The 25090-nt window shown below is 69.3% G+C and carries 24 protein-coding genes; 19 read left to right on the top strand and 5 right to left on the bottom strand.

All coding sequences use genetic code 11. The features are described 5' to 3' along the window. Positions 1 to 24 precede the first annotated feature (24 nt). The 3 genes from HUA74_RS18040 to HUA74_RS18050 are packed head-to-tail and all read left to right on the top strand — an operon-like array spanning position 25 to position 3487. A complete protein-coding gene (locus HUA74_RS18040; protein WP_141646480.1) occupies positions 25 to 1341 on the top strand; it encodes a pitrilysin family protein in 1317 nt (438 codons plus the stop codon). An 8-nt stretch (positions 1342 to 1349) separates the two neighbouring features. After that, positions 1350 to 2792 (top strand): pitrilysin family protein, encoded by a 1443-nt coding sequence (locus HUA74_RS18045; RefSeq protein WP_174455478.1) that lies wholly within the window; start codon positions 1350 to 1352, stop codon positions 2790 to 2792. Continuing rightward, positions 2789 to 3487: an RluA family pseudouridine synthase gene (locus HUA74_RS18050; protein ID WP_174455479.1), complete on the top strand. Its 699-nt coding sequence runs from the start codon at positions 2789 to 2791 to the stop codon at positions 3485 to 3487. Before HUA74_RS18045 ends, HUA74_RS18050 begins: the two co-directional genes overlap by 4 nt. 9 nt (positions 3488 to 3496) lie before the next feature. Here HUA74_RS18050 and HUA74_RS18055 read toward each other — a convergent pair whose 3' ends face one another. The 3 genes from HUA74_RS18055 to HUA74_RS18065 are packed head-to-tail and all read right to left on the bottom strand — an operon-like array spanning position 3497 to position 6240. Next, positions 3497 to 4267 carry a hypothetical protein gene (locus HUA74_RS18055; protein ID WP_174455480.1) on the bottom strand — a complete coding sequence of 257 codons (771 nt, stop codon included), beginning with the start codon at positions 4265 to 4267 and terminating at the stop codon, positions 3497 to 3499. After that, positions 4264 to 5658, bottom strand: a complete 1395-nt coding sequence (locus tag HUA74_RS18060; RefSeq protein ID WP_217443484.1) for a hypothetical protein — start codon at positions 5656 to 5658, stop codon at positions 4264 to 4266. Before HUA74_RS18060 ends, HUA74_RS18055 begins: the two co-directional genes overlap by 4 nt. Positions 5659 to 5682: 24 nt before the next feature. Beyond that, positions 5683 to 6240, bottom strand: a complete 558-nt coding sequence (locus tag HUA74_RS18065) for a hypothetical protein (protein WP_141646475.1) — start codon at positions 6238 to 6240, stop codon at positions 5683 to 5685. Positions 6241 to 6438: 198 nt separating this feature from the next. Here HUA74_RS18065 and HUA74_RS18070 point away from each other — a divergent pair, with 198 nt between their 5' ends. From HUA74_RS18070 to HUA74_RS18145, 16 genes are all read left to right on the top strand, one after another. Beyond that, entirely contained in the window at positions 6439 to 7254 is an 816-nt protein-coding gene (locus HUA74_RS18070; protein WP_141646474.1) for an ABC transporter permease, read from the top strand. 53 nt (positions 7255 to 7307) lie between these two features. Beyond that, the gene (locus HUA74_RS18075; RefSeq protein WP_141646485.1) at positions 7308 to 8045 is read left to right on the top strand and encodes an ABC transporter ATP-binding protein; all 738 of its coding nucleotides are present in this window, start codon (positions 7308 to 7310) and stop codon (positions 8043 to 8045) included. A 100-nt stretch (positions 8046 to 8145) separates the two neighbouring features. After that, positions 8146 to 9675: an MlaD family protein gene (locus HUA74_RS18080; protein WP_174455481.1), complete on the top strand. Its 1530-nt coding sequence runs from the start codon at positions 8146 to 8148 to the stop codon at positions 9673 to 9675. 115 nt (positions 9676 to 9790) lie between these two features. Then, positions 9791 to 10717, top strand: a complete 927-nt coding sequence (locus tag HUA74_RS18085) for a PfkB family carbohydrate kinase (protein WP_141646472.1) — start codon at positions 9791 to 9793, stop codon at positions 10715 to 10717. Positions 10718 to 10819: 102 nt separating this feature from the next. After that, complete coding sequence (locus HUA74_RS18090; protein ID WP_141646471.1) at positions 10820 to 11173, top strand: TIGR02266 family protein; 354 nt, start codon at positions 10820 to 10822, stop codon at positions 11171 to 11173. 26 nt (positions 11174 to 11199) lie between these two features. After that, entirely contained in the window at positions 11200 to 11931 is a 732-nt protein-coding gene (locus tag HUA74_RS18095) for a metallophosphoesterase (RefSeq protein WP_141646470.1), read from the top strand. Positions 11932 to 11986: 55 nt separating this feature from the next. Next, positions 11987 to 12703: a hypothetical protein gene (locus HUA74_RS18100; RefSeq protein ID WP_174455482.1), complete on the top strand. Its 717-nt coding sequence runs from the start codon at positions 11987 to 11989 to the stop codon at positions 12701 to 12703. A gap of 13 nt (positions 12704 to 12716) precedes the next feature. Next, positions 12717 to 13559, top strand: coding sequence for an archaetidylserine decarboxylase (gene asd, locus HUA74_RS18105; protein ID WP_141646468.1), 843 nt, complete (start codon positions 12717 to 12719; stop codon positions 13557 to 13559). A gap of 26 nt (positions 13560 to 13585) precedes the next feature. Further along, positions 13586 to 14854 (top strand): histidine--tRNA ligase, encoded by a 1269-nt coding sequence (gene hisS / locus HUA74_RS18110; RefSeq protein WP_217443502.1) that lies wholly within the window; start codon positions 13586 to 13588, stop codon positions 14852 to 14854. A 137-nt stretch (positions 14855 to 14991) separates the two neighbouring features. Next, positions 14992 to 15399: a S24/S26 family peptidase gene (locus HUA74_RS18115; protein WP_256434689.1), complete on the top strand. Its 408-nt coding sequence runs from the start codon at positions 14992 to 14994 to the stop codon at positions 15397 to 15399. After that, positions 15396 to 15692 carry a PqqD family protein gene (locus tag HUA74_RS18120; protein ID WP_141646465.1) on the top strand — a complete coding sequence of 99 codons (297 nt, stop codon included), beginning with the start codon at positions 15396 to 15398 and terminating at the stop codon, positions 15690 to 15692. Before HUA74_RS18115 ends, HUA74_RS18120 begins: the two co-directional genes overlap by 4 nt. Then, the gene (locus tag HUA74_RS18125) at positions 15692 to 16234 is read left to right on the top strand and encodes a hypothetical protein (protein ID WP_174455485.1); all 543 of its coding nucleotides are present in this window, start codon (positions 15692 to 15694) and stop codon (positions 16232 to 16234) included. The genes HUA74_RS18120 and HUA74_RS18125 overlap by 1 nt, the downstream gene beginning before the upstream one ends. A gap of 1 nt (position 16235) precedes the next feature. Continuing rightward, positions 16236 to 19355 (top strand): dehydrogenase, encoded by a 3120-nt coding sequence (locus tag HUA74_RS18130; protein ID WP_371817256.1) that lies wholly within the window; start codon positions 16236 to 16238, stop codon positions 19353 to 19355. Between the two features lie 163 nt (positions 19356 to 19518). Beyond that, the gene (locus tag HUA74_RS18135; RefSeq protein WP_174455486.1) at positions 19519 to 20421 is read left to right on the top strand and encodes a hypothetical protein; all 903 of its coding nucleotides are present in this window, start codon (positions 19519 to 19521) and stop codon (positions 20419 to 20421) included. Continuing rightward, positions 20414 to 21340 (top strand): tRNA (adenosine(37)-N6)-dimethylallyltransferase MiaA, encoded by a 927-nt coding sequence (miaA, locus tag HUA74_RS18140; RefSeq protein WP_174455487.1) that lies wholly within the window; start codon positions 20414 to 20416, stop codon positions 21338 to 21340. Before HUA74_RS18135 ends, miaA begins: the two co-directional genes overlap by 8 nt. A 116-nt stretch (positions 21341 to 21456) precedes the next feature. After that, on the top strand, positions 21457 to 22041 hold the full coding sequence (locus HUA74_RS18145) for an HdeD family acid-resistance protein (RefSeq protein WP_174455488.1): 585 nt from the start codon (positions 21457 to 21459) through the stop codon (positions 22039 to 22041). Between the two features lie 147 nt (positions 22042 to 22188). Here the strand turns inward: HUA74_RS18145 and HUA74_RS18150 are convergent, their stop codons facing one another. Next, a complete protein-coding gene (locus HUA74_RS18150; RefSeq protein ID WP_174455489.1) occupies positions 22189 to 23925 on the bottom strand; it encodes a response regulator in 1737 nt (578 codons plus the stop codon). Positions 23926 to 23973: 48 nt separating this feature from the next. Further along, entirely contained in the window at positions 23974 to 24930 is a 957-nt protein-coding gene (locus HUA74_RS18155) for a diguanylate cyclase (RefSeq protein WP_141645883.1), read from the bottom strand. Positions 24931 to 25090: the final 160 nt, after the last annotated feature.

Raw genomic sequence — 25090 nt, forward strand, 5'->3', positions numbered from 1 at the left:
TCGCCCTGTATACGTTGGGGGCCTATGCGCAAGGCTTCCACGAAGTCCGCTCCCGCCCGCGCCGCGGACCCCGCCCTCCAGTCCCTGTTCGACGTGCACGAGGCCACGCTGCCCAATGGCCTCCAGGTCCGCCTGCTGGCCAACCACCTGGCCCCCGTCGTCAGCCTCTACACCTTCTTCAACGTGGGCAGCCGCAATGAGCGCCCCGGCATCACCGGCATCAGCCACCTGTTCGAGCACATGATGTTCAACGGGGCCAAGAAGTACGGCCCCAAGATGTTCGACAAGACGCTGGAGTCCAACGGCGGCAGCTCCAACGCGTACACGTCCCACGATGCGACGGTGTACTACGACGACTTCTCCTCCGACGCGCTGGAGACGGTACTGGATTTGGAGTCGGACCGGATGCGCTCGCTGCGCATCTCCCAGGACATGCTCACCAGCGAGCGCGAGGTGGTGAAGGAAGAGCGCAGCGTCCGCATGGACAACGACATCGGCGGGATGATGGGCGAGGAGCTGGATTCGCTCATCTACAAGGCGCACGCGTATCGCTGGCCGGTGATTGGCTGGTTGGCGGATATCGAAGCCATCAGTCGCGAAGACTGCCAGGCGTTCTTCCGCACCTACTACGCCCCCAACAACGCGATGCTCTACATCGCGGGCGACATCGACCCGAAGAAGACGATGGCCCTGGTGCGCCGCTACTACGGCGACATTCCCCGAGGCCCCGCGCCGCTGCCCGTCATCAACGCGGAGCCCGAGCAGCGCGGTGAGCGCCGCGCCACCGTGCGCCACCCCGCGCAGTCCCCGGCGGTGATGATTGGCTACCGTGGGCCCGCCGCGCGCAACGAGGAGACCCTGGCCCTGGACGTGGCGCAGTACGTGCTCACGAAGGGGGAGGGGAGCCGGCTGGTGCGCTCCATGGTGTACGAGCAGAAGGTGGTGGTGGGCGTGGGGCTCGACTGGAGCTGGCGCATCGACCCCGGCACCATCCTCTTCTTCCTGGAGCTGAAGCCCGGCGCGGACCCGCAGAAGGCCGAGGCGTCGCTGTACGCGGAGCTGGAGAAGCTGGCGCGCGACGGCATCACCGAACGCGAGCTCCAGAAGGCGCTCAACAACCTGCGCTCGGACCACCTGCGCGAGCTGGGCACCAACAATGGCCGTGCCCACGCGATGGGCAACTACGAGGCGCTGCTGGGCGACTGGCGCCACGTCCTCACGCTGCCTTCCGCCTATGCCGCCGTGACGAGCGAGCAGGTGAAGGCCGCCGCCGCGAAATACCTCCTCCCCGAGCGCCGCTCCGTCGTGACGCTGGTGCCCGCGCCTTCTGAAGAAAGCTGATTGCCTCCATGGCCTCCCGCAAGAGCCGAACCCCGAAGTCCGCCCCCCGCGGCGCCGCGAAGAAGAAGACGCCGGCCCGGGCGACGAAGTCCGCACCTCGCAAGGCCGCGCCCGTGAAGAGCTCGGCCAGTCGCGCCCTGGTGTTCCCCACGCTGCACGAGAGCACCACGTCCAGCGGGCTGCGCGTGGTCGCCGCCGAGCGCGGCCCCTTGCCCATGGTCTCCATGCGGCTGGTGATTCGCGCCGGCAGCTCCACCGACCCCGCGGGCAAGCATGGCATCGCGGACTTCGCGGCCCGGTTGCTGCGCCGGGGCACCCGCCGCCTGAACGCGGAGGCCATCGACGAGGCCGTGGAGTTCGTCGGCGCGAGCCTGGGCGTGGGCGTGGGCGAGGACACGCTGTCCGTCGCCATCACCACCCCGGCCGAGCACTTCGCGCAGATGCTGGGCATCATGGGCCAGCTCGTGCAGGAGCCCAGCTTCCCCGAGTCGGAGGTCGTGGACGCGCGAGACAGGGCGCTGGCCCAGTTCGCCAATGACCTGGACGAGCCGTCCGTCATCGCCGACCGCGCCATGGTCCAGGCCCTGTGGGGGAATCATCCCTATGGGCACGACGTGAGCGGCTCGGTGAAGACGGTGAGCACCTTCACGCGTGAAGACGCGGTGCGCTTCCACCAGGAGCGCATGGGGCCGAAGATCGCCATGCTCGTGGTGGTGGGCTCGGTGGACCCCAAGCGCGTGGCCGCGGCGGCCGAGGAGTCCTTCGCCGGTTGGACGGGCGGACCCGACGCGCCCATGGTCATCCCGCCGCTGACCAAGGTGGCGAAGGCCGGCAAGGTCATCGTGGTGGACAAGCCGGACCAGACGCAGTCGCAGGTGCGCATGGGCGGCCCGGGCTACCGCATGGGCCACGAGGACTACTTCCCGGCCACGTCGATGAACGTGGCCCTGGGCGGCGGCTTCACCTCGCGCCTGATGAACGAGGTCCGAGTCAACCGGGGCCTCACGTACGGCATCGGCTGCTGGTTCGACGCGATGAACGCGGCGGGCATCTTCGCCCTTTCGACGTTCACCAAGACGGAGTCGACGCGGGAGATCATCGACGTGTCGCTGGCGGAGATCGCCAAGATGCGCGACTCCGGAATCAAACCGGGCGAACTGCGCGACGCGCAGGCGTACATGGGCGGCCTCTACCCGCTGCGCACGGAGACGAACGAGTCCATCGCCAGCAGCATCGCCGACATGCGCCTGCACGGGCTGGGGGACGACTGGGTGATGAACTTCCGCGACAGGCTGCGCGCGGTGACGCCGAAGCAGGTGGCCGTGGTGGCGAAGAAGTACTGCTTCGCGGAGCCGCCCACCATCGTCGTGCTGGGCAAGGCCGATGCGGTGAAGAAGCAACTGCGCGGACTGGGGCCCATCTCCGTGGTGCAGGCTTCGGAGTACGAGTGACCGAGGTTCGCATCCTCTTCGAAGGAGGAGGACTGCTGGTGGTGGACAAGCCGCCCGGGGTGCCTGTCATCCCCGGGCGTGATGGCGGTCCATCCCTGCGCGATGCGCTGGAGGCACAGCGGGGCCAGAAGATCTTCGTGGTGCACCGGTTGGATCGCGACACCTCCGGTGCGCTCGTCTTCGCGCTCGACGCCCAGGTGCACCGCTCGCTCTCCGTGGCCTTCGAGGCGGGCAAGGTGCGCAAGCGCTATGTCGCGCTGGTGGAAGGGCGCATCGATGCGCCGAGCCTCGTGGACGCGCCGCTGGTCGCCGCGCGCAAGGGCCGCATGCGCGTGGCCCGTCCGGGAGAAGCGGAGGCGAAGCCCTCGCGCACGCGCGTGAGACCGGTGGAGAGCTTCGACCGCGCCACGCTGGTGGAAGCCGAACCCCTCACCGGACGCACGCACCAGATTCGCGTGCACCTGCTCTCGCTGGGGCACCCGCTGCTGCTGGACCACCAGTACGGCCGCGACACGCCCTGGCTGGAGAAGGAGCTGGGAGGGCAGGGGGAAGCCGTGGCGCTCGCGCGCACTCCCCTGCACGCGGCGCGGGTGGAGTGGCCCGCGCTACCCGGAGTGGAGGCTCGGGCGGTGGAGGCTCCGCTGCCTCCGGACATGGCGCGCGTTCGAGAGCTGCTGCGCCTCACGCTGGCCTGACGCGGCGGACTACTTCACCTTGAAGCTGTTGGAGTTGCCCTCGACTCCGAAGCGGTCCGTCACCGTCAGCGTCACGTTGTCGCCCTGGACGTCCAGGGTGATGGACTGAGTGCAGACCCCCGCGACGAACTGATCCAGCGACGTGGGGCTGACGCCCCCGTTGGACTTGTTCACGGTGAGGTCCAGCTTGTCCTCGAACTCCGCCGCGCGAGGGCCCAGGGCTCGGACCGTGATGACGAAGGGCTGGCCCCGGGTCTGCTCCTGCACCGACTCGAACTCGAAGCCGGTGATGTCCCCTGGCTGCATCGGCGTCCCCGGAGTCGGCCCTCCATCCTGCTCCGGACCTCCATCCGCGACGAAGATGCCTCCGTCGGGGACCTCCTCCACACCGCCGTCCTCGTCGGTGCCGTCCCCGTCGAGCAGGGTGAAGCCTCGTTCACGGCGGGCCTCCCGACCGTCTGCGAGGACGACGCGGACATCGTGTTCTCCCGGGGGCAGCAGCTCCGGCACATCCGCCGAGAGCGTGCCGCTCTCGTCGATGTCGTGCAGGGGCGCTTCCACGGAGCCGAACCACAGTCGCGTCCCGGTCCCCGCGCGCGCCTCCTGGCGGGAGTAGTCCACGCGGATGGGGAACACCGCGTCGAGCGTTACGCGGATGGTGCCGGGATAGCCGACCTGCGCCTCTCTCGGACTCACGGCGATGATGGTCGGAGCCGGGAGCACCGCGCTCGAGCCGCAAGCCGCCAACAGCAGCGCGAGGAGCACGGTGACGCGAGTCATGGCTCGAACCTCATCCCCAGCAGCGCGGCCACACCGCCGAGCTGCGCGTCCAGCAGGGGCGTGCTCGCTGGCGCCCACGCGCCACGAAGCTCTCCCAGCGCGCTCCAGCGCCCGAACCGGTACGCGCCCTGGACGGCCAGGAACCCCATGCCGGAAAGCTTGCTCTCTTTCACTTCCGCCTGGAAGTCGCTGCGGAGTCGATGACGGAAAGGCGCCAGTCCACCTCCTGCTCGGCCGTACAGGGTGAACGCGGCGAACTGGAGCACCTCCGCGCGCACCGACGCGAGGACGGGCACCGCCAGCACCTGGGAACGCACCGCGCCAAGCGTGCCCACCGTCCCGTTGAACGTGGCGCCCCGCATGCCCACCTCCAGCTCCGCCGCGAACCGTCCGTTCCACCACGGCGCGGTGAGCGACACACCCAGCGCGCCGAAAGGACCCGTGTTGTCTCCGCTGGCGAATGAGCCCCCCGCAAGCACCTGCAGCGCAGGACGCCACGTTCCCTGTGCATCCTTCGCGAGGGGAGTCACGGGCACGAGGTCCTTCGGCGAGGGCGTGCGTGTCACGTCGGCCCGGGTCCGAGCCACTTCCGCCCCCGGCGATTGCACGCTCACGGTGACGGAGGTGGCCTCGGGCGCAGGCACTACACGGAAGCGCGCGACGTTGGCTCCTCCCCGCACGGGCTCATACCGGGCACCCTCGACGGACAACTTCAGCGCCTCCGTGTCGAGCGGTCCCTCACCCGCGACGAACAACCAGCCTCCCTCGGCGGGGAGGGGAGAGGGCGTGAGCACCGCGACGCGTGGGCTCGCGCGGGGCGCATCCAGGGGCGTGGCCGCATCGGTGCGCAGCTCACCTCGAGTGGCGAGCACGCGCGCGGACACGACACCGGGAGGCACCTCCACGGGGACGCGGGCCTTGCCTCGGGCATCCGCCTGGATGGGGCCGAAGCGCTTGTCGCCGAGCAACACCTCGACGGTGGCGCCAGCCGCGGTGGCCACGTCGAGCGTCGTCTGTCCGAGCAACCCGAGCCGGAACAGCGTCACCCGGGGAGGGCCGTCACCGGCCTCGACCCAGAACGCGAACACCGCCACCAGGGGGTGCCGCACGGGAGGGGGCGTCCAACGGAAGGTGCGCCGGGCACCGCCGTCCAGTCGCTCCTCCGCGAACCGCCCCGACGACGCCGCAGCCCGCACCGGCCCCGCGCCTGGAGGAACGCGGACCTCCAATGCGACGGCCAGGTCCCGCCCCAGGACGACCCGAGCGGGAGCGGCGCGCACCTCCAGGCCGGAGTCCGGAGGAGCCGCCGCCAGGGCCACCGAAGCGGCCAGGGCCAGCACGAGGAACGGCAGGAAGGGCGGCGAGCGGGTGCGCACGAGCGTGCCGCCCAACTTCGCCCTCCCGCCTCGCCTCGGTCAATCCCCGGTTGCGGGGGATTCCTCGACGGGCGCTTCCGCCGGGACTTCTTCAGCGGCGACCTGCGGCTTGTCCGCGGGGCCGGTCGCCTGCCGGACGGGCGGGCTGAAGGCGGGCTTCTCCGAGGGCGCGCCGCCGCGGCCATGCACCAGCGTCTTGGTGTCGGTGCGGAAGGTGAGGTCCACCTTGTCGCCCCGCACCGCCGTCACCAGTCCCACGCCGAACGTCGGGTGCTGGATGACCTGATCCACGCTGTACGTGTCCTTCGGGCTGTAGCGGGGCGCGTTGGCGACGTCCCTGCCAGCCAGCTGCTCCTCGAAGGAGATGATGATCTTCTCCGCCCTGGTCAGGCCACCCGAGGCCCGGCTCGCGCGCGGGGTGGGAGCAGGGCGGTCCGTCGTGCCCGGGGCGCCTCGGTAGGCGTGGTCCCCGTTGCAGGTGTTACAGCGCACCCGAGCGATCTTCGTTCCCACTATCGCCAGGATGGTGTGCGCGAGGGTGAGCTTGCAGCGGGTGCAGTATGCGTCCACCTCGCCGCCGACCTTATGAGTTGCCATGTTCGTCTGAGTTCTCGGCCCGGTGCGCCTCGCGGGCACCGGGCTTGGAAAGAAAGGGGCGCGGAACATAAACGCATCGCTCCGAAGTGAGGTAGTCCCTTCGTCGCCCGCCCGCCTGGTGGTATCGCTCCCAGGCCTGGGAGGGAACACTTCGCTTGTGCCCCCCGTCGTGGCACGTAAGAGTAGGCGCCTGACCGCATGACCACGCAGACCCCCAGCAAGCCGGCCCGCGAGCCAGGGATTTTCACCCAGACGGTGGCCGGCTTCGGCAAGGGCCTCATCGACGTCGTCAGCACCATTGGCGGCGTCGTGACGCTGGCCATCGACGTGGCCCGCTGGAGCGTCCGGCGCCCCTTCCGCCTCCACAACCTGTTCGCCCAGCTGGACTTCGTGGGGGTGGGCTCCATCTTCATCGTCGGACTGACGGGGTTGTTCACCGGCATGGTGTTCGCCCTCCAGACGTCCGAGGCCTTCGCGCTCTTCGACGCGGAGAGCCTCGTCGGCCCCACGGTGGCGCTGACGCTGACGCGCGAACTGGCGGCGGTGTTCTCCGCGCTGATGGTCACCATGCGCGCCGGCTCCGCCATGTGCACGGAGCTGGGCACCATGCGCGTCACCGAGCAGGTGGACGCGCTGGAGACCATGGCCGTCAACCCGGTGCAGTACCTGCTGGTGCCCCGAATCCTGGCGGGCCTGTTCATGGTCCCCATGCTGACCATCCTGTTCAGCACCGCGGGCATGACGGGTGCCTACTTCGTCGCGGTGGGAGGCCTGGGAATCTCCCCGGGCACCTTCCTGACGCGCACCCAGCAGTGGCTGGAGCCGGTGGACATCTACGAGGGCGTCATCAAGGGGGCCGTGTTCGGCGTCTCCGTGGCGCTCATCTGTTGCTACAAGGGCTTCAACGCGTCGGGCGGCGCCAAGGGCGTGGGCCAGGCGACGACCGAGGCGATGGTGGCCAGCGCCCTGTCCATCTTCATCCTCGATTTCCTCGTGGGCATCGTGATGCACTGATGGCTGCCTCCGGTCCTCCGTCCGAAGACAACGCCGGCACGTCCACGAAGCCGATGATCGAGATCGTGGACCTGCACAAGACGTTCGGTGAGAACAAGGTCCTCACCGGCATCAACCTCAGCGTGCCCGCGGGCAGCACGTGCGTCATCCTCGGCGGCTCCGGCTCCGGGAAGACGGTGCTGATGAAGCACATGATTGGCCTGCTCCGCCCCGACAGCGGCCAGGTCATCATCGACGGCGAGGACATCATCCCCATGGGGGTGCAAAGCCTCCAGCGCGTCCGAAACAAGTTCGGCATGGTGTTCCAGGCCGCGGCCCTCTTCGACTCCATGACGGTGTTCGAGAACGTCGCCTTCCCCCTGCGCGAGCACACCCACCTGTCCGAGGACGAGCTGTACGCCAAGGTCCGCTCCAAGCTGGACTTGATGGGGCTCAAACGGGAGGTGGAGTCGAAGTTCCCGTCGGACCTGTCGGGCGGCATGCGCAAGCGCGTGGGCCTGGCGCGCGCCGTCGTGTTGGACCCGAAGATCGTCCTCTACGACGAGCCGACCACGGGGTTGGACCCCATCACCACGGACTACGTGGATGAGATGATCCTGGCGGCGCAGAAGGGGCTGGGCGTGACGAGCGTGGTCATCAGCCACGACATCTCCTCGGCGTTCAACGTGGGGGACCAGATCGCGTTCCTCTCCAAGGGCGTCATCGTGGCGCACGGCCCTCCGGAGCAGTTGCGCGAGTCCCAGCACCCGGCGGTGAAGGTGTTCCTGGAGACGTGGTTCGGGAAGAACTGAGGGCAGGGGCCCCGGGAGGCTCCGCTTTCAGGAAAATGTGGCACTCCAGATGCAAAACGTTAGAGTCGCGCCCGGCCGGTAGCCCTCGGAGTCACATCAGGTGAAGAAGCTCGTTACGCCCTTCCGTGTTGGCCTGCTGGTCATCGCCGCGGGGGCCTTTTTCGTCACCTTCGTGCTGTTCGCACGCGAAGGCGGCCTGAGCGACAGCGACTCCACGCGCGTGTGGGCCTATTTCCGGGACGCGTCTGGCCTCGCGGTGCGCGGCCGGGTGCAGATCGCCGGCATCCGGGTGGGAGAGATTGACGACATCATCCTGGAGGGCACGCGGGCGCGCGTCGTCCTGAAGATCCGCGAAGACGTGGACCTGCGCGAGGACGCGGTCGTCACCAAGCGCTCGGAGTCGCTCCTGGGCGACTACCTGCTGGACTTGAATCCCGGCACGGAGAACGCCCCCAAGCTGGAGAACGGCGGGCAGATCCGCCGGGTCATCGACACGCAGGGCATGGAGGCCATCTTCGAGTCGCTGTCGCAGATCACCTCCGACATCCAGCAGGTGACGGGCGCGCTGCGCGAGGTGCTGGGCGGAGAGCGCGGCGCCGGCTCGCTCCAGCGCATCGTCGAGAACCTCGTCCGTCTGTCGGACTCCGTGGACGCGACGGTGCGCCGCAACGCGGACCGGCTGGACGTCATCCTCGCGAACTTCGAGGGGGTGTCGACCGACGTGCGGACCATCACCCAGAACAACCAGGCCGACGTCGGCCGCATCGTCGACAACATCGAGTTCATCACCCGCGACGTGCGCGAGGTGCTCGCCAGCGTCAAGAACATCGTCGGGAGCGGGGAGGGTGACTTCAAGGAGAGCGTCGCCAGCCTGAAGCAGACGCTGACCAAGCTGGACAGCACGCTGGGCAACCTGGAGGAGATCACCCGCAAGGTGAAGGACGGGGAGGGCGCCGCGGGTGTGCTGCTCACCGACGAGAGCGTGGGCCGCGAGGTCCGCGAGACGGTGCAGGACGTGGCCCGCTTCGCCGCCAAGCTCACCGACCTCCAGACGGAGGTCGGCATCCAGAGCAGCTACCTGGCCGCCCAGGGCCGCTCCAAGAACGTCTTCTCCGTGCGGCTCATCCCCAAGCCGGACAAGTACTACCTGCTGGAGCTGGTGGACGACCCGCGCGGCACCGTGACGACGGAGACCGTGCAGACCAATCCGCCGTCCGAGGGCGACCCCGTCATCCAGACCCGCAAGGTGACGAAGGAGAGCCTGAGGTTCAGCGCGCAGTTCGCCAAGCGCTGGTACTTCACCACCCTGCGCGTGGGCCTCATCGAGTCCACCGGCGGCGTGGGCGCGGACCTGCACCTGTTCGACGACGCCCTCACGCTGAAGATGGACGCCTTCAACTTCGCGGCGGACGAGCTGCGTTATCCCCGGCTGCGCGCCACGCTGCGGGCTCAAGCGTTCGACCACCTGTTCGTCGTCGCGGGCATGGACGACATGCTCAACGCCCAGCAGCGGGACACGGCGACGCAGCGCCTCATCGCCGGCCGCGATTTCTTCGTGGGCGGCGGCCTGTTCTTCACCGATGATGACCTGAAGGCCATCCTCACGGCCACGGGCATCCCCACCCCCTGATCGGGGTTTTCACGGCTGCGCGGCTTGACGCCAGCCGTGAAACCGCGTACCCGGCACGGGCACGGGGTTCCTGGCAGGGCACCGTGCCCCCCTCTGTATTTCCAGGAAGCTCGCAATGTCCCTCCTTGTCGTCGGCTCCGTCGCATTGGACTCGGTGGAAACCCCCTTCGGACAGAAGGAGGACGTCCTCGGCGGGTCCGCCACCTACTTCTCCACGTCGGCGTCGTTCTTCACTCCCGCGCGCATCGTCGCCGTGGTGGGCGAGGACTTCCCTGAAGCTCACGTGAGCTTCCTCAAGGGGCGAGGCATCGACCTGGAGGGCCTCACCCGCGTGCCCGGCCGCACCTTCCGCTGGAAGGGCCGCTATGGCTACGAGCTGAACGAGGCGAAGACGCTGGACACCCAGCTCAACGTCTTCCAGACCTTCTCGCCCGAGCTGCCCGCGGCCTACCGCGACACGCCCTACGTCTTCCTGGGCAACATCCACCCGGAGCTGCAGGCGCGCGTGGTGGATCAGGTGCGCTCGCCCAAGCTGGTGGCCGCCGACACGATGAACTTCTGGATCCAGGGCAGCCGCGAGGCCCTGCTCAAGACGCTCCAGCGCGTCAACCTGCTCTTCGTCAACGACGCGGAGGCGCGCCAGCTGGCCGGTGAGCACAACGTCGTGAAGGCCGCGCGCGCCATCCTTGGCATGGGTCCGCAGCGCGTCGTCATCAAGCGCGGCGAGTACGGCGCGCTCCTCTTCGAGAAGGACCACGTCTTCGCCTGCCCGGCCTTCCCGCTGGCGGAGGTCTTCGACCCCACCGGCGCCGGTGACACCTTCGCGGGTGGCTTCATGGGCGCGCTGGCCACGGCGACGTCGGACATCGACTCGACGGTGCTGCGCCGGGCCATGGTGATGGGCAGCGTCATGGCCTCCTTCACCGTGGAGAAGTTCAGCCTGGAGCGCCTGCGCGAGGTGACGCATCCGGAGATTCGCGCTCGTTTCGCGGAATTCAGGAAGCTGACCCATTTCGACGACCTGGGCCCGCTGGAGCGTTGAGCGCCTGGAGGGTGAGGTGGGGTCCCAGCTCACCCACGAACTTGACGGTGGATTCAGGCCGTCTCTAGGCTTCCATCCTTTGGTGCTCGGGAAGGAAGAGGGTTGAGCGATAACCGAAAGTCCGCACGGGTACCCACCTTGCTGCGCTGCTGGTGCGAGGGAGACAACGTCACCCTGTATGCCCGCATCACGAACCTGAGCGAGGGAGGTCTGTTTCTCCGGACGAGCACTCCGCTGGCGCGAGGTGCGCGAGCGGTCCTCCGGCTGACGCCCGCGGAGGATCCCGAAGTACAGGCGGCGGCCACGGTGGTATGGCTGAGGGAAGAGGAGGACCGGGCCTACCCGCCGGGGATGGGGCTCCAGTTCGAATCGCTGGATGCGGAAACCTTGGGGCGGCTCCGGCGGATTATCTCGCAGCAGCAGAAGAACCCCGTGAAGGCGGTCTGGGCCGGCTGAACGCGGCGCCACCGACCGAGGCATCCATGCGCATCGCCGTCATCTCCGACATCCACTCCAACATCGAAGCGCTCACCGAGGTGCTCCGGGTCTCCGAGCATCAGAAGGTCGACCGCATCGTGTCCCTGGGGGACATCGTCGGTTACGGCGCGTCTCCCAACCCGTGCTGCGAGCTGGTGCGCTCGGTGGCGGAAGTCACGCTGCTGGGCAACCACGACGCCGCGGTGGCGGGGCGGATGGACTACTCGTACTACTACGACGCCGCCCGGCACGCGCTGGACTGGTCCGCCAACGTCCTCACCGACGAGAACATGGCGTGGCTGCGCAGCCTTCCGTACACGTACCGCATCGGCGAGGTGGGCTTCTGTCACGGCTCGCCCATCGACCCGAAGGCATACGAGTACATCTTCGCGCTGGAGCAGGCGCGGGAGCTGACGCCCTACGTGGAGGAGCTGCCGGAGGTGACGTTCATCGGCCACAGCCACCTGTGCCGGGCGTTCGCCATCGGCAATGGCGAGGTGAACGACGTGGTGGCCCAGAAGTTCGGCATCCGCAAGGGCTACAAGTACATCATCTCCGTGGGCAGCGTGGGCCAGCCGCGCGACTACGACAACCGCGCCTGCTTCGTCATCTGCGACACGGATGCGCGCACGGTGGAGTACGTCCGGGTGGAGTACGACATCGAGACGTCCGCCCAGAAGATCTTCGACGCCGACCTGGCGCTCAACTTCGGCAAGCGCCTGTTCCTCGGCGTTTGACGCGGCGCCTTCTGAAAACTGGGCACGGCGTGGGGAAATGAAATAAACCGGGTGCGTGCGCCCCCAGGTCCTCCGAGCATCCCTCCGGCCCTTCGCGGCCCTTGTTTCCGCCCTCCTGCTGGTGTTGTCGGCCTGCCGTCGCGAGCCACCACCGCCGTCCGCTGAGTACGAGCAGGCCACCCGCCAGTTCCGCGAGCTGTATGCGCAGAAGCTGGATGACGCCTATCTGGACCCGCAGATGGGGTCCATCGAGGCGAAGCTCCAGCGCGTGCCCCAGGACAGCCTGGATGCGCCCTCCGCGCAGGAGCTGCTCCAGCGCATCCAGAAGAACCGGGCGCGCATGCAGGAGTCCCTCGTCGCGAGGCAGAAGGCCGTGGCCAGCGCCCACGAGGTCGTCCCGAACGCGCCCTCCACCACGCTGGCACCGCCGCCGCCTCCTCCTCCCGCCGAGGCCGTGGACGCCGGTCCTCCAGACGCCGGCCCGGTGAACGGCCCCCAGACTGGCACCCCGGCGAACGAGCTGGTCGCCGGCTTCCGTGGCTGCTTCAAGCGTGGCACCCCCATCAACGTGGAGGGGCGCGGCATCCGGGACGCGTGGGAGCTGACTGACAGCACGGCCTGCCGCCTGGAGTACCCCGGACATCCCGACACGGTGCTGATCGTCGAAGAAGGCCGGGTGTTGATGTTGTTGCCCAAGAGTTCCGTGCGGACGGTGACGCGGACGCTGGATGCCGGGACGGAGCCCCCCGCGGGGACCGACGCCGGCCGTTAGTCAAAGACGCCCCATGAACGAACAGACCTTCATGAAGTTGATGCGCGTGTTGCCCAAGTCCGCCCTGTCGACGGCGGTGGGCATGGCCACGCGAGTGCCCATTCCCGCGCCCGTCCACCAGGCGGCCATGCGGGCGTTCGCCAAGTCCTACAACGTGGACATGGCGGAGGCCGAGCACCCCATCGAGCACTACCCCACGTTCGCGCAGTTCTTCACGCGCGCCCTCAAGCCGGGCCTGCGCCCCATCGACCCGGACGAGAAGGCCGTGGTGTCCCCGGTGGACGGCCGCGTGTCGCAGGTGGGCTATTCCGAGCACGGCCGGTGCCTGCAGGCCAAGGGCATCGAGTACACGGTGGACGAGCTGCTGGGTGACGCGGAGGCGGCGAAGCCCTTCCACGGTGGAGCCTGGACGACCATCTACCTGTCGCCGCGCGACTACCACCGCATCCACTCGCCGCTGGCGGGCACCATCACCGGCTATGCGTACATCCCCGGTGAGTTCTGGCCGGTGAATCCGGCGTCGGTGAAGAACAAGCAGTCCCTGTTCTGCGTCAACGAGCGGCTGGTGACCTACCTCCAGACGGCGGCGGGGCAGTGCGCCGTGGTGAAGGTGGGCGCCACCTGTGTGTCGCGCATCAAGGCGTCCTACGAGGACATCACCACGCACACGGGCCAGCCGGGCAAGGTGCACCGGTATCAAGAGGGCTACAAGGTGGAGAAGGCCGGCGAGCTGGGTCGGTTCGAGATGGGCTCCACCGTCATCCTGTTGTTCGAGCCCGGCCGCGTGAAGTGGGAAGCGAGCCTCCAGGAAGAGGCGGTGCTTCGGCTGGGGCAGCGCATTGGAGTCATCCCGTGAGTCAGACGCTCAGCGCCGTCAAGGGTATGAACGACCTGCTGCCAGGCGAGATTGAGATCTGGCAGCACGTGGAGGGCCTGGCGCGAGAGCTGTTCGGTCGCTTCGGTTATGGGGAGATCCGCACGCCCATGCTGGAGGACACGGCGCTGTTCGTGCGCAGCGTGGGCGAGGAGACGGACATCGTCGGCAAGGAGATGTACACCTTCACCGACAAGAATGACCGCAGCCTGTCCCTGAGACCCGAGGGCACGGCCCCGGCGGCGCGCGCGTACATCGAGCACTCCATTGTGAACAAGGAGCCGCTGACGCGCTGGTTCTACACGGGGCCGATGTTCCGGTACGAGCGGATGAAGACGGGCCGCTACCGGCAGTTCTATCAAATCGGCGCGGAGGCCTACGGTTCGAAGGAGGCCGCCCAGGACGTCGAGGTGATGGACATGGTGGCCCAGTTCCTCCAGAAGCTGGGGCTCCAGGACATCACGCTCAACCTCAACTCGCTGGGCGACGAGACGTGCCGGCCCGCGTATCACGCGAAGCTGGTGGAGTACCTGCAGGCCCACCGCGAGGAGCTGTGCTCCGACTGTCACCGGCGCATGGAGAAGAACCCGCTGCGGGTGCTCGACTGCAAGAACCCGACGTGTCAGGCGGTGGCCGCCAAGGGCCCCAACGTGCTCGAGTTCCTGTGCGAGCCGTGCCGCGCGCACTTCGATGACGTGCAGCGCAAGCTGACGGCGCTGGACATCAAGTTCGTCGTCAATCCGCGCATGGTTCGTGGCCTGGACTACTACACGCGCACCGTCTTCGAGTTCATCGCCTCGCACCCCGCGCTGGGCACCGCCAGCACGGTGGGCGCCGGTGGCCGCTACGACAAGCTGGTGAAGAGCCTGGGGGGGCCGGACGTGCCCGCCGTCGGCTTCGCGTGCGGCCTGGACCGCCTCGTGCTCCTGCTCAAGGAGAGCCAGCAGAAGTTCGGCGCGACGCCAGACCTGTTCATCGCGGTGGCGGATGAGGGCTCGCATGACGCGGCCTTCACCCTGGCGAGCCGGCTGCGGCGCGACGGCCTTCGCGTGGACTTCGACACGCGCGGCGGCAGCCTCAAGAGCCAGATGAAGCGCTCGGACAAGAGCGGGGCGCGTTTCACGCTCGTGCTCGGGGAGTTGGAGCGCACCAGCGGGCAGGCGAAGCTCAAGCAGATGGCCGGAGGGGAGCCCATCCCCGTGGCCCTGGATGACATCGCGCGGACGGTGCGGGCCCACTCGGCCGCCCCCCGGGCGGACGCCTCCAGCGCCTCCTGAGTTTGTAGTCGAGGGAATTCAGGACTCCCCGTGATTCAGTCCAGCCCGGAGGGGTCTTGTAACCTCCGGGAAATTCAAGGGGAATCCAAAGGGACTCATTCGCGCCGCCCTGGCCGGTGGAGTAGACTGGCTCGGAAATGTCGGGTGAGTCCCCCACCTCCGCTTCGCCTTCGGCCTTTCGCTGGATTCCCGTACGGGGAGACAGCATGTGGCCATCGTTGCGGGCAGGGGACTTCGCCGGTGTGGAGCCGTTGTCTGGCGAAGCTCGGCCGGGTGAGGTGGTGCTGGCGCGGTTCGACGACGCGCTCGTCCTGCATCGGGTCCGCGCGGCGGGGAAGGGCGTGCTGTCGCTGCGCGGGGACAATGCGCCGGCGGAGGACCCTCCGATTCCCGCATCGCGCATCCTCGGGCGCGTGACGTGTGTCCGGCGAGGCGCGGTGGAGCTGGGCGCGGAGTGGGACCGGGGGCCGTCGCGGCTCGGTCGGGTGCGCGCGGTGGTGCGGGGCAGGGTGGCGCGGTGGCTGGGACGGGGAGGGCGCTCATGAGCGGCGACTTCTCGGCGGACCATCTTCCGCGGCGACGGGTGGGGGCGGAGGGACAGCGCTTCGGCGCGGACTTTCTCCTGCTGGACGCGGAGGGGCGCACGTTGCGTGGCCTCAACGCGACGGCGGTGCGAATCTGGGAGCTCAGTGACGGGACGCGCTCCGCGCGCTCGGTGGCCGACGTCGTGGCCCGCGAGTTCTCCATGGACGTGGGGCAGGTGCTCACGGACACGTTGCGGTTTCTCACGGACCTGGCCCGACTGGGCCTGGTCGACGAGCTTCAGGAGGTACGGTGATGCGAGCGCGCATTGCGGCGGGCTGCTCGGCGGCGGCGCTGCTGCTGACGGCCTGTACGGAGAGCGGAATCTCTCCCCGGGTGTTCGACTGGACGGATGCACCCGCGGAGGGCACGCCGCCCGCCGTGGAGCCCGTTGCCCCCACGGACGTGCTGGGCGAGGAGAGCGAGGCCGCCCGGCCTCCGACGGCTGAAGCCGCGGAGGGAGAGCCGATGCCGACGCCCGTCTCAGGACACGCGGAGGTGGTGGGGCTGGACGCGCATGGCCTGTCGGACGTGTCCCAGGTGGACGTGGACCTGACGGTGAGCGGCGTGCGTGGCAAGGGCCGCGTGGAGGTCGAGTTCGTGTCGCCCTCCGGCCATCCGTACGAGCGTCGCACCTCCGTGGTGGAGGCGAAGCCGGACGTGACTCGTACCGTGCGCTTCTCGCTGCCCGTGGCCGGAACGACGGTGGCCACCTCCGGCATGAGCGGGACGTGGCAGGTTCGCTTCTTTCTCGACGGCGCGCCGCTGACCACGGCCGCCTTCACCCTGGAGCCGTGACGTGAGGCCTTCCGCCATGATTCCCACGCTGAACGCCCGCCTCGCCGTGCTCGTCGCGGTGCTCGTCCTTCCTTCCGCCGCACTGGCCCAGAGCACGACCCGCGCCGCCGTCTTCACGACGCTCGCGGAGCCCGGGGAGACCCAGGCGACCGTGGTGATGGATGAGGTCGCCGAGTTGCGCGTCCAGGTGCGCAACAACACCCGGAGTACATCGCCGCAGTTCCGGCCCATCAACCAGGTGTCGTTCACCCTGCCCACCGGATACACGCTGCTGGAGAGCCCGGCGCCCGCGGGTTGGGTCGCGGACCACTTCATCACGACGCGACAGGTGACGTACAACATCCCGGTCAACTGCGCGCTGGCGGACGCCGGCCTGATGCAGAACGAGACGGCGACCTTCACCCTGCGGATGATTCCGCTGGTGGGCACCACGAACGCCGCGGACCAGCGGTTCACGGCGCTGACGGCCCACGAGTCCTGTGCAGGCTCAGCCGGGTCCTTCGGCACGAACCGGACGGCGGACGCAGCGGAGTGGCGGCGCGTGGGGCTGTCCACGCGGGTCGACATCCAGCCACGAGTTCTTCCCGTGGGCGACGACCTCACCGCGCGCCTCGTCATCGAGAACCGGACCAGCCAGACGGCCGCCCAGAACAACATCACGGCGGAAGGCCCCAGCACCGGCGTGGGCGGTGTCTCGTTCGAGGTCGTCGAGGTCCAGCCCGCCAACTTCCAGGTGAACATTCCCCTGCGCGGCGCGGGCATCCTCTCCGCGCGGGCCACGACGCAGACGGGTGGGACGATGGTGGCCAGCGTCCGCGCCACCAGCGGGAGCGGCTCGGTCACCTCGGCCGTGGCCGACACGCCCATGGCCAATGTGGGTGTGCTCGCGGCCTCCGGTGACGTGGACAACGTCCAGGCCTTCGTGGGCGAGACGGTGAAAGTGCGGCTCAGCGTCACCAACACGTCCACCACCGCGTCCTATCTGAACGTGACGCCCCGTGCCCCCGTCTTTGTGGGCACTGCCGTGGCGGCCCTCGCCTCCGGCCCCAATCCCGCGAGCGTGTCGCGCCTGGCCCCCGGCGCTTCCGCGCACTTCATCTGGAGCTACACCCTCACCGGCGCCGAGTTCTCCGACTTCGCCTTCGATGTGCAGGCGGATGCGACGTTGAACGGGAGCGCCGCGACGACCCAGGTCGTGCGTTCGGGACAGGGGCGCATCGTGACGCATCGCCTGAAGGCGAGTCCGTCCGTGCTCGTTCCGGGCGTGCCGAACCAGGCGGTGGTCTACACGGTGCAGAACCGGGGGACGCTGCCGCTCGAGCAGGTCACGTTGCTCCGGCCCGCCGCGAACTTCTTCGCTTTCGTCAGCGGCAATCCGGCGGCCCCGACGGGGTGGTCCATCTCGAGCAATGCGGCGAGCTTCACCTGGACTGCGAACAACAATGCCGCGCGCATCATGCCCAACCAGGAGCGCGCCTTCACCGTGACGTACGCGACCGTCGGAAACGTCACCGCGCCCACGGCGTTCCGCCACCGGATGCATCTGCCTCTCGCGTACGCGTCCGAATCGGCCGCGCGCATCGAGGCCCCGGTGACCATCGCCACGGGCACTGCGCCGGAAGTCGAGCGGCTCACCGCGGTGGCTCGGGATGCGAGCGTGACGGTGACGTGGGACAACCCCGCGGTTCACAACGGCGTGCTGGTGCTTCGCTCCGCGGGGGCCGCACCCAACACTCTGCCGGTCGCCGGTCGGACCTACGCCGCCGGCTCGACCCTGGGCAACGCCACCGTCGTCGCCTCCGAGAGCTTCACTTCGACGTCGTCCATCACCGACACCACCGTCGTCAACGGCACCACGTACCACTACCGGGTGTTCAACACGGATGACGTGGGGCGGTACTCGGCGGGCAGCCGGCCCACGGCCTCGGCGGCGCTCATCGCGACGCCCCAGGCTCGCGTCGGCGCGGCGCCGTTGTGGTGCTACTCGGTGGGCCTCGATGCTCGCCTCCAGCCCATCACCGAGCTGGGCGTGGGCATCTTCAGCTCCTTCAACGACTCGGTCGTCGCCAACCTCACCAATGTCACCACGCCCTCGGCCGACGGTGCCGAGCGCTGGCGTCCGCTTCCGCTGTCGGGCCTCATCGGCAGCCGTTTCCCGGTGGTGCCGCTCAATGGCCTGGCAGGCCAGTACATCCTCACCGCCGACCAGTCAGGTGTCGCCTACGCGCTCAACGCCACCACCGGCACGGAGCTGTGGCGCTGGGACAACACCGGCGCACCCATTGGCACCATCCAGTCCTTCCCCGTGACGCAGCTCCACGACTACGCGAACGCCGCATACAAGGCCGCGCGGCCGAACCTGGACCTGGCGTTCTTCGCGACGCGACTGGCGAACCCGGCCCTGAATCGCGTGGTGGCGCTCAACGCGCGCACGGGCACTCCGGTCTTCACCTACCAGCCCGGAGACCTGGGCATGGTGAGTGGCGGCATGGTGGTCGACTACACCACCAACCGCCTCTTCATCGGCTCGAAGACGCATGGTGGATCGACGGCCTCGCTCCGCGTCCTGGACACGCTGACCGGCACCGAGGTGACGCGCCTCTCCCTGGGCGACCTGGAGCACAGCCTGGTGCGCAACGCCGTGGCGAATCAGATCTTCGCGACCAACAGCGACGGCGTCGTCCACGCCATCGACGCGGGCACCCTGACGTCTGTGTGGAGCGCGAATGTGGCGACGCGCCCCTCGCCGAGCACGCCCGCGTTCACCAGCTTCGTGCGGCCCCTGGGCGGAGGCTTCGTGGCCAGCCTCGCGAGTGGCAGCGTGGAGTTCTGGGACCACGTGACGGCTGGGGAGACAGCACCCTCTCAGGTGTGGACCACGCCCATCGCGAATCCCTCCGGCACCTTCACCCTCAACTCCAACGGCGTCGTCCGCATCTACGTGGGCAGCTCCGACGGGAAGGTGCATCAGCTCGAGATGATTGGCGGCGTGGACTCGCAGCAGGTGTCCATCGGCGACACGCAGCTCATCGGCACTCCGACCATCGACACCACCGTTTCCCGACTGCATGTGGGCTCTCAGGACGGCCGCATCTGCGCCTTCCCGGTACCGTTCCCGTGAAAAATCCCTCGACTCCTTCGTCCTCTCCGTCGCCGTCGACGGAGGTTCCTCGGACTGCTTCCACCGAGACCGTTTCGCGCTACGAGGCTCCCGCCATCCTGTGGGAGCAGCCCTTCGTCGCGCTCGCGGCCATGTCCCAGTGCAACATCCCCGGCGAGTCGGAGTGCACGCCCTGAACGCATCGGGAGCCGGCCCGTCCGGTCCCCAGCGCTCCGGCGGTTCCGACGAAGACGGCCTGGAGACGTCAGGCCCATGGCTCTCCATCGCTGGATGGACCGTGGGCCTCCAGGTGCCAGACTCCCGTGTCCGGGAGCTGCTGCACCGCTCCCTGGCGGGCTTCGTCATTGCTCCACCCTTGGCCGGTGTCCGAGTCTGCCGGCTGCGCGTCGCGGCCCCCTCCGTGGCCCGCCCCGAGCCGACGACCCGCGAGCTGCCCCGACCCTGGCGCGAGCAGGATGGCTCTCTCCGACTGGAAGGGGAGGACTACTCGGCGAGACTCGACGCGGACGGCCTCCGTGGTGAGGTGGTCGGCGCGGGTCGCTTCCCCGTGGAGGTGGTGCTGCGGGTGATGCTGGCGGCGGACCTGGCGCGTCGCGGTGGCCTGTTGGTGCATGGCGTGGCGCTCGTGCATGGCGACGGGGCGGCGCTCTTCACGGGGCACTCGGGCGCGGGCAAGAGCACCCTGGGTGGGCTGTGGATGGACGCGGGCGAGGCGCTGCTCTCGGATGAGCTGGTGGCGGTCTGGCCCGATGCGATGGAGGGCTCATGGCGGGCCGCGGGGACGCCGTGGAACCTCGGGTTCCCACGTGTGGCCCGGCTTCGCGCAGTGGGGACGTTGGCCTGGGATTCGAGCTCGCGCTGGGAGCGCCAGCGTGCTGGGGACGTGGGCCGGGTGCTGGTGCACAATGCGCTGTTGTCGGAGGCCTCCTCCGAGGGACGCGGTGCGCTGCTCGCCTCGGCGGGGAGGTTGCTGACGGACGTGGAGCCGGTGCGTCTGGTGTTCTCGCGAGATGCGTCCGCCGCCACCGTGGTGCGTGAGGCCCTGGGAGTGTCGGGACATGGGTGAGGCACAGGAGGGGAGACCGACGTTGACGGTGCTGGCCGGGCCGACGGCGTCGGGGAAGACGTCGCTGGCCATCGAGGTGGCGCGTCGCCTGGGTGGGGAGATCGTCAGCGCGGACTCGCAACAGGTGTACCGGCACTTCGACGTCGGCACGGCGAAGCCTTCGACGGAGGAGCTGGCCGCGGTGCCGCATCACCTCGTGTCCGTGGTGGACCCGATGGAGACGTTTTCCGCCGCCGAGTACCAGCGCCGAGCGGACGCGGCCATCGCCGACATCACCGGACGCGGTCGGCCCGTGGTCGTCGTGGGAGGCACGGGGCTGTATCTGCGCATCCTGCTTCACGGCGTGGTGGACGCCCCGGGAGCGCTCCCGGAGCTGCGCGCGGAGATGGATGCGCTCGCGGCGGAACAGGGGCGCGAGGCCGTCCATCGCCGGCTGGCGGAAGTGGACCCGGAGACCGCGGCGAAGCTGCCCATTCAAGACCTGGTGCGAGTGGTCCGCGCGCTGGAGATCCACGCGCAAACGGGCGTGCCCGCCTCCGAGTTCCGCAAGGCCCATGCGTTCGCTCCGGACCGGTATCCCTTCCGGTTCTACGTGTTGGACCCGCCGCGAGAGGAGCTGTACGGCCGCATCAACGCGCGCACGGAGGCCATGTTCGCGTCCGGGCTCGTGGAGGAAACCCGGGCACATCTGGAGCGAGGCCTGGGTGATGCCGCCCCGATGAGAAGCGTGGGCTACGTGCAGGCACGTGCGGTGGTGGAGGGCCGCCTGTCCGTGGACGAGGCGATTCGAGACACCGCGCAGGAGACGCGGCGGTACGCCAAACGCCAGCTCACCTGGTTCCGCAAGGAGCCGGGCGCCGTCTTCATCCAGCCCCCGTATGCCTCCCTGCGCGAGAGCACGCCGAGCGCACCGGGCTGAAGTCACCCTCCAGGGAGGGGCGGGGAGGGGAGGAGCGGGAAGTGAGGCCGTTGTCCCCGTGCTCCGAGGCACCCATGTTCGCCGCTGAATCTTTCCTCCAAGGGAGGCGGACCGACATGGACACCAGTTACAAACGTGAACCCGCGACAGGTGACAGAAGCAAGGCCGCCTCGGCGGCCTGGGGACCGCCATTCGTCCTGGGGCTCTTGATGGCCGTCCTCGGCTTCGTCGCGCTGGGGGCCTCGTTCCTCACGAGCCTGGTCTCCGTCATCCTCTTTGGCGCGTTGCTGGCCGGAACGGGCATCGCGGAGATTGTCTCCTCGTTCCGTGTCCGCAAGGCCGGCGGGCCCTTCTGGCTCTACCTGCTGAGCGGCGTGCTCTCCACCGTGGTGGGCTTCTTCGTGCTCGTGTATCCGGCGGCGGGCCTGGGGGCGCTGACACTCCTGCTTGCTGGCTACTTCTTCGCCAGCGGCCTCTTCCACGTGGTGACCTCGCTGATGGACCGGTATCCGCAGTGGGGCTGGGACTGCGCCTATGGCGCCATCTCCATCGCCCTGGGTGTCATTGTCATGGCGCAGTGGCCGGTCTCCGCCGTGTGGTTGGTGGGTACCCTGGTGGGTATCTCCATCCTCATGCGTGGCATCGCGCTCATGGCCGGCTCGCTGGAGCTGCGCCGAGGCCTGCGTCGCATCGCCACGTAAGCGGGCGCTCGCGGAACGAACGAGGGGCACGGCGGCCAGGAGGCCCCGTGCCCTTCCTCGTGGGCAGGCGGCGTCGAGCACGCGTCACCCCGTCACGCCTCGGTGCGGGCACGGTGAACTGAAAGGCACCGTGCCGAGCGCAGCTCCCTAGGAAGCGGCGTAGCGGTCCGAACCACCCGCATCGGTCGGCTGTCGCGTCGTCGCGTCAGCCGTGGTGCTGGGCGAGGCCAACCGGCCGGTGAGGATGCGCAGCAGTCGCTCCGGATCCACGGGCTTGGGCAGGAACGCCTCGGCCCCCGCGTCGAGCGCTCTCTGGCGGACGTGCGGACGATTCAAGCCGCTCATCACCACCACGCGCGTGCTTCGCGTGAGGGGGTGTTGCTTCAGGCCTTCGCACAAGCGCAGCCCGTCCACCCAGTGCAGCACGACATCGAGGATGATGGCCGTGGGCGGCCGTCGCGCCACGGCGCAGAACAGCGCCAGCTCGTCCGCGAACGACACCACCTTGGCGCCCGTGCTCTCCAGCAGCGCCGTCAGCGCCTCACGCGCGTCGGGGTCATCGTCCACGACGTAGTACAAGTCGGGCTCCAACTCCGGCACCGCCATGGGCACGGGCTCCATCGTCGTGCGCAGCCAGGAGCCCACCACCTCACGCAGGCCCGCCCAGCGCATCGCCCCCAACAGGGCCAGCGGCGTGGGAGCACTCAGGCCCAGCACTCCACCCCCGTAGACACCGGACGACGTGCGCCGTCCCTTCGCCGCGACGAAGGCCCCAGGCGCTCGCTTCCCGGCGCGCCGCAGCCACGACGCCGCGCGGGCTCCGGCCGCCGCGTCCTCCATCAGCTCGCACAGGCCCTCGCGGACGTAGCGACGCTCCAGGGCCGAGCCATCCAGCCCACCATCCAGCAGCGCCACCGCCGCCCGGCTGCATGAGGCCAGCGTCTCCGACAGCCCCACCTGGAGCGGATGTCCGAACGCGGCGGGGCCCACGGCGATCTGTCCCGGCGCCACCAGCGTGCGCCCCGGCCCGTAGGGCAACCGGGTCGGCTCCAGCGCGGCCAGCTCGAACCCTTCCTCCAGCAGTCCATCGCGCGCGGCCATCATCAGCGCCTGGCACAGGTCGGCCGGCGTCACCGAGGGGCCAAAGGCCAGCGCATAGACGGAGTCCGCGCCCGGCAGGAGGAACAGCCCATCCACCGTGGGAAGCGGCGCCACCCACAGCCGTGCGACGGGGGCGATCTCCAGCCGCGGCGAGGCATGCCGCAGCCGTGCCTGCACGGCCGCCACCGTGGGCGCGGGGCGGAAGCCCGGGAAGAACGCGTCACCCATCATCGGCCCCGCGCCACCGGCCAGGGCCACCGCATGGAAGCGCTCTCCGCCTCCCTGCGCTCGGACCACCAGCGGCCCGGCGCCTCGCACGGACGCGGGCGCATCCGGGGCCGCGGGTTGACGCTCCACCCGGTCCACGTGCCGCTCGAGGAAACGTGCGCCCTGGGCGCTGGCCGCCGTGGCCAGCACATCACGCACCTGGGCCAGTCCTCCTTCTCCCTGGGGCCAGCCGTCCACCACCCAGAGGCCACCGGGGGAGGCGGTCAGCAGCTCGCGACGTCCCTCGGCGATGATCTCCACGCCCCGCAGTTCGTGGGCGCGCCACTCGGTGGGGATGCGACAGCCCAGCGCGGCCAGGCGAGAGCGACACTCGGGTGTCAGCACCGCGGGAGGCGCGGTGCGCTCGGACAGTCCCCCGGAGTAGACGCGCACATCGAGCGTCAGCCCCCGTGCCCTGCCGTTGAAGAGCAGCGAGGCCGCCAGCCCCGCCCCCGCGATACCGCCCCCGACGACCGCCACCCTCGAACCGCTCGTCAGCCTGTTGCCCAGAATCATCCGCGCCCTCTAGCTTCCCGCCGTCGCCTGCTTCGTCCCGCCCCGCGCTCAGTGTCGTTGCACGGGCGGCGCGAGCGCCGGACGGCCGAACACCACGACCCGGTCACGCCCTTCGCGCTTGGCCTCGTAGAGGGCCGCGTCCGCCGCCTTCATCAGCGCATCCGTATCGTCCCGGGGTGTTTCCAATGTGTGGTCGGCGATGCCGACACTCACGCTCAACCCGAAGGAAGCAGGGCGGCCGTCGCTCTTCTGCACGCCGACGGAATGCAGCCCGGTGCGGATGCGCTCGGCGAACACCGCCGCTTCCAGCGCCGTCTGGTGGGGAAGGAGCGCCACGAACTCGTCGCCGCCGAAGCGCGCCGCGAAGTCCGACTCGCGCAGATTGCCCTTGAGCTGGTTGGCCAGCGCGAGGATGGCCCGGTTGCCCACGTCGTGCCCCATCCCGTCGTTGATGGCCTTGAGGTGGTCCAGGTCGATGACCACCACGCTGAGCGGGTAGCCGTAGCGCTGGGCCCGGCGCAGCTCCTCTTCGAGCCGCACGGTGAGGGCCCGGAAGTTCGCCAGCCCCGTGAGGGCATCCGTCTGGGCGAGGATCTGAAGCCGCCGCTGCTGTTCGCTCTGCCGCAGCGCCCGGTCGATCCGTGCCATCAGCTCCCTCGCGCTCGCCGGCTTGTGGATGAAGTCCACCGCCCCCATCTCCAGGCAGCGCTCCAGGGTGGCCTCGTCCGCGTCCCCGGTCAGGAAGATGACCGGCGTCGACTCCGTGCGGGAGTCCCGCTGCAGCGCCTCCAACACCGCCAGCCCATCCCCGCTGGGCAGGAATCTGTCCAGGAGCACCAGGTCGGGACGATGTTCGCTCGCCAACTCCAGCCCCACGCCCGCATCCGCCGCGCCCAGGACATCGAAGCGCGAGGCGAGCAGGTCCGACAGGCTCTCCAACACGCTCGCGTCATCCTCGATGACCAGGAGGAGGGACCGCTCCGAGGTGCGCCCTCGCCGTTGCATGAACCTCTCCGCTTCGTTGATCTCCCGATGATTCGCGGTCCAGAGGTCTCGGATGCCACGCCCCACCAGGTGCTCTCGCCGCCCCTGCGCCCCACGCGCATCCGCCACCGCCCGGTCCTGCGAGCACCCATCCCCACCCGCAACCTTCACCCGAGACCTC

This window comes from Myxococcus sp. CA051A (assembly GCF_013336705.1).
Taxonomy (GTDB): Bacteria; Myxococcota; Myxococcia; order Myxococcales; family Myxococcaceae; genus Myxococcus; species Myxococcus llanfairpwllgwyngyllgogerychwyrndrobwllllantysiliogogogochensis.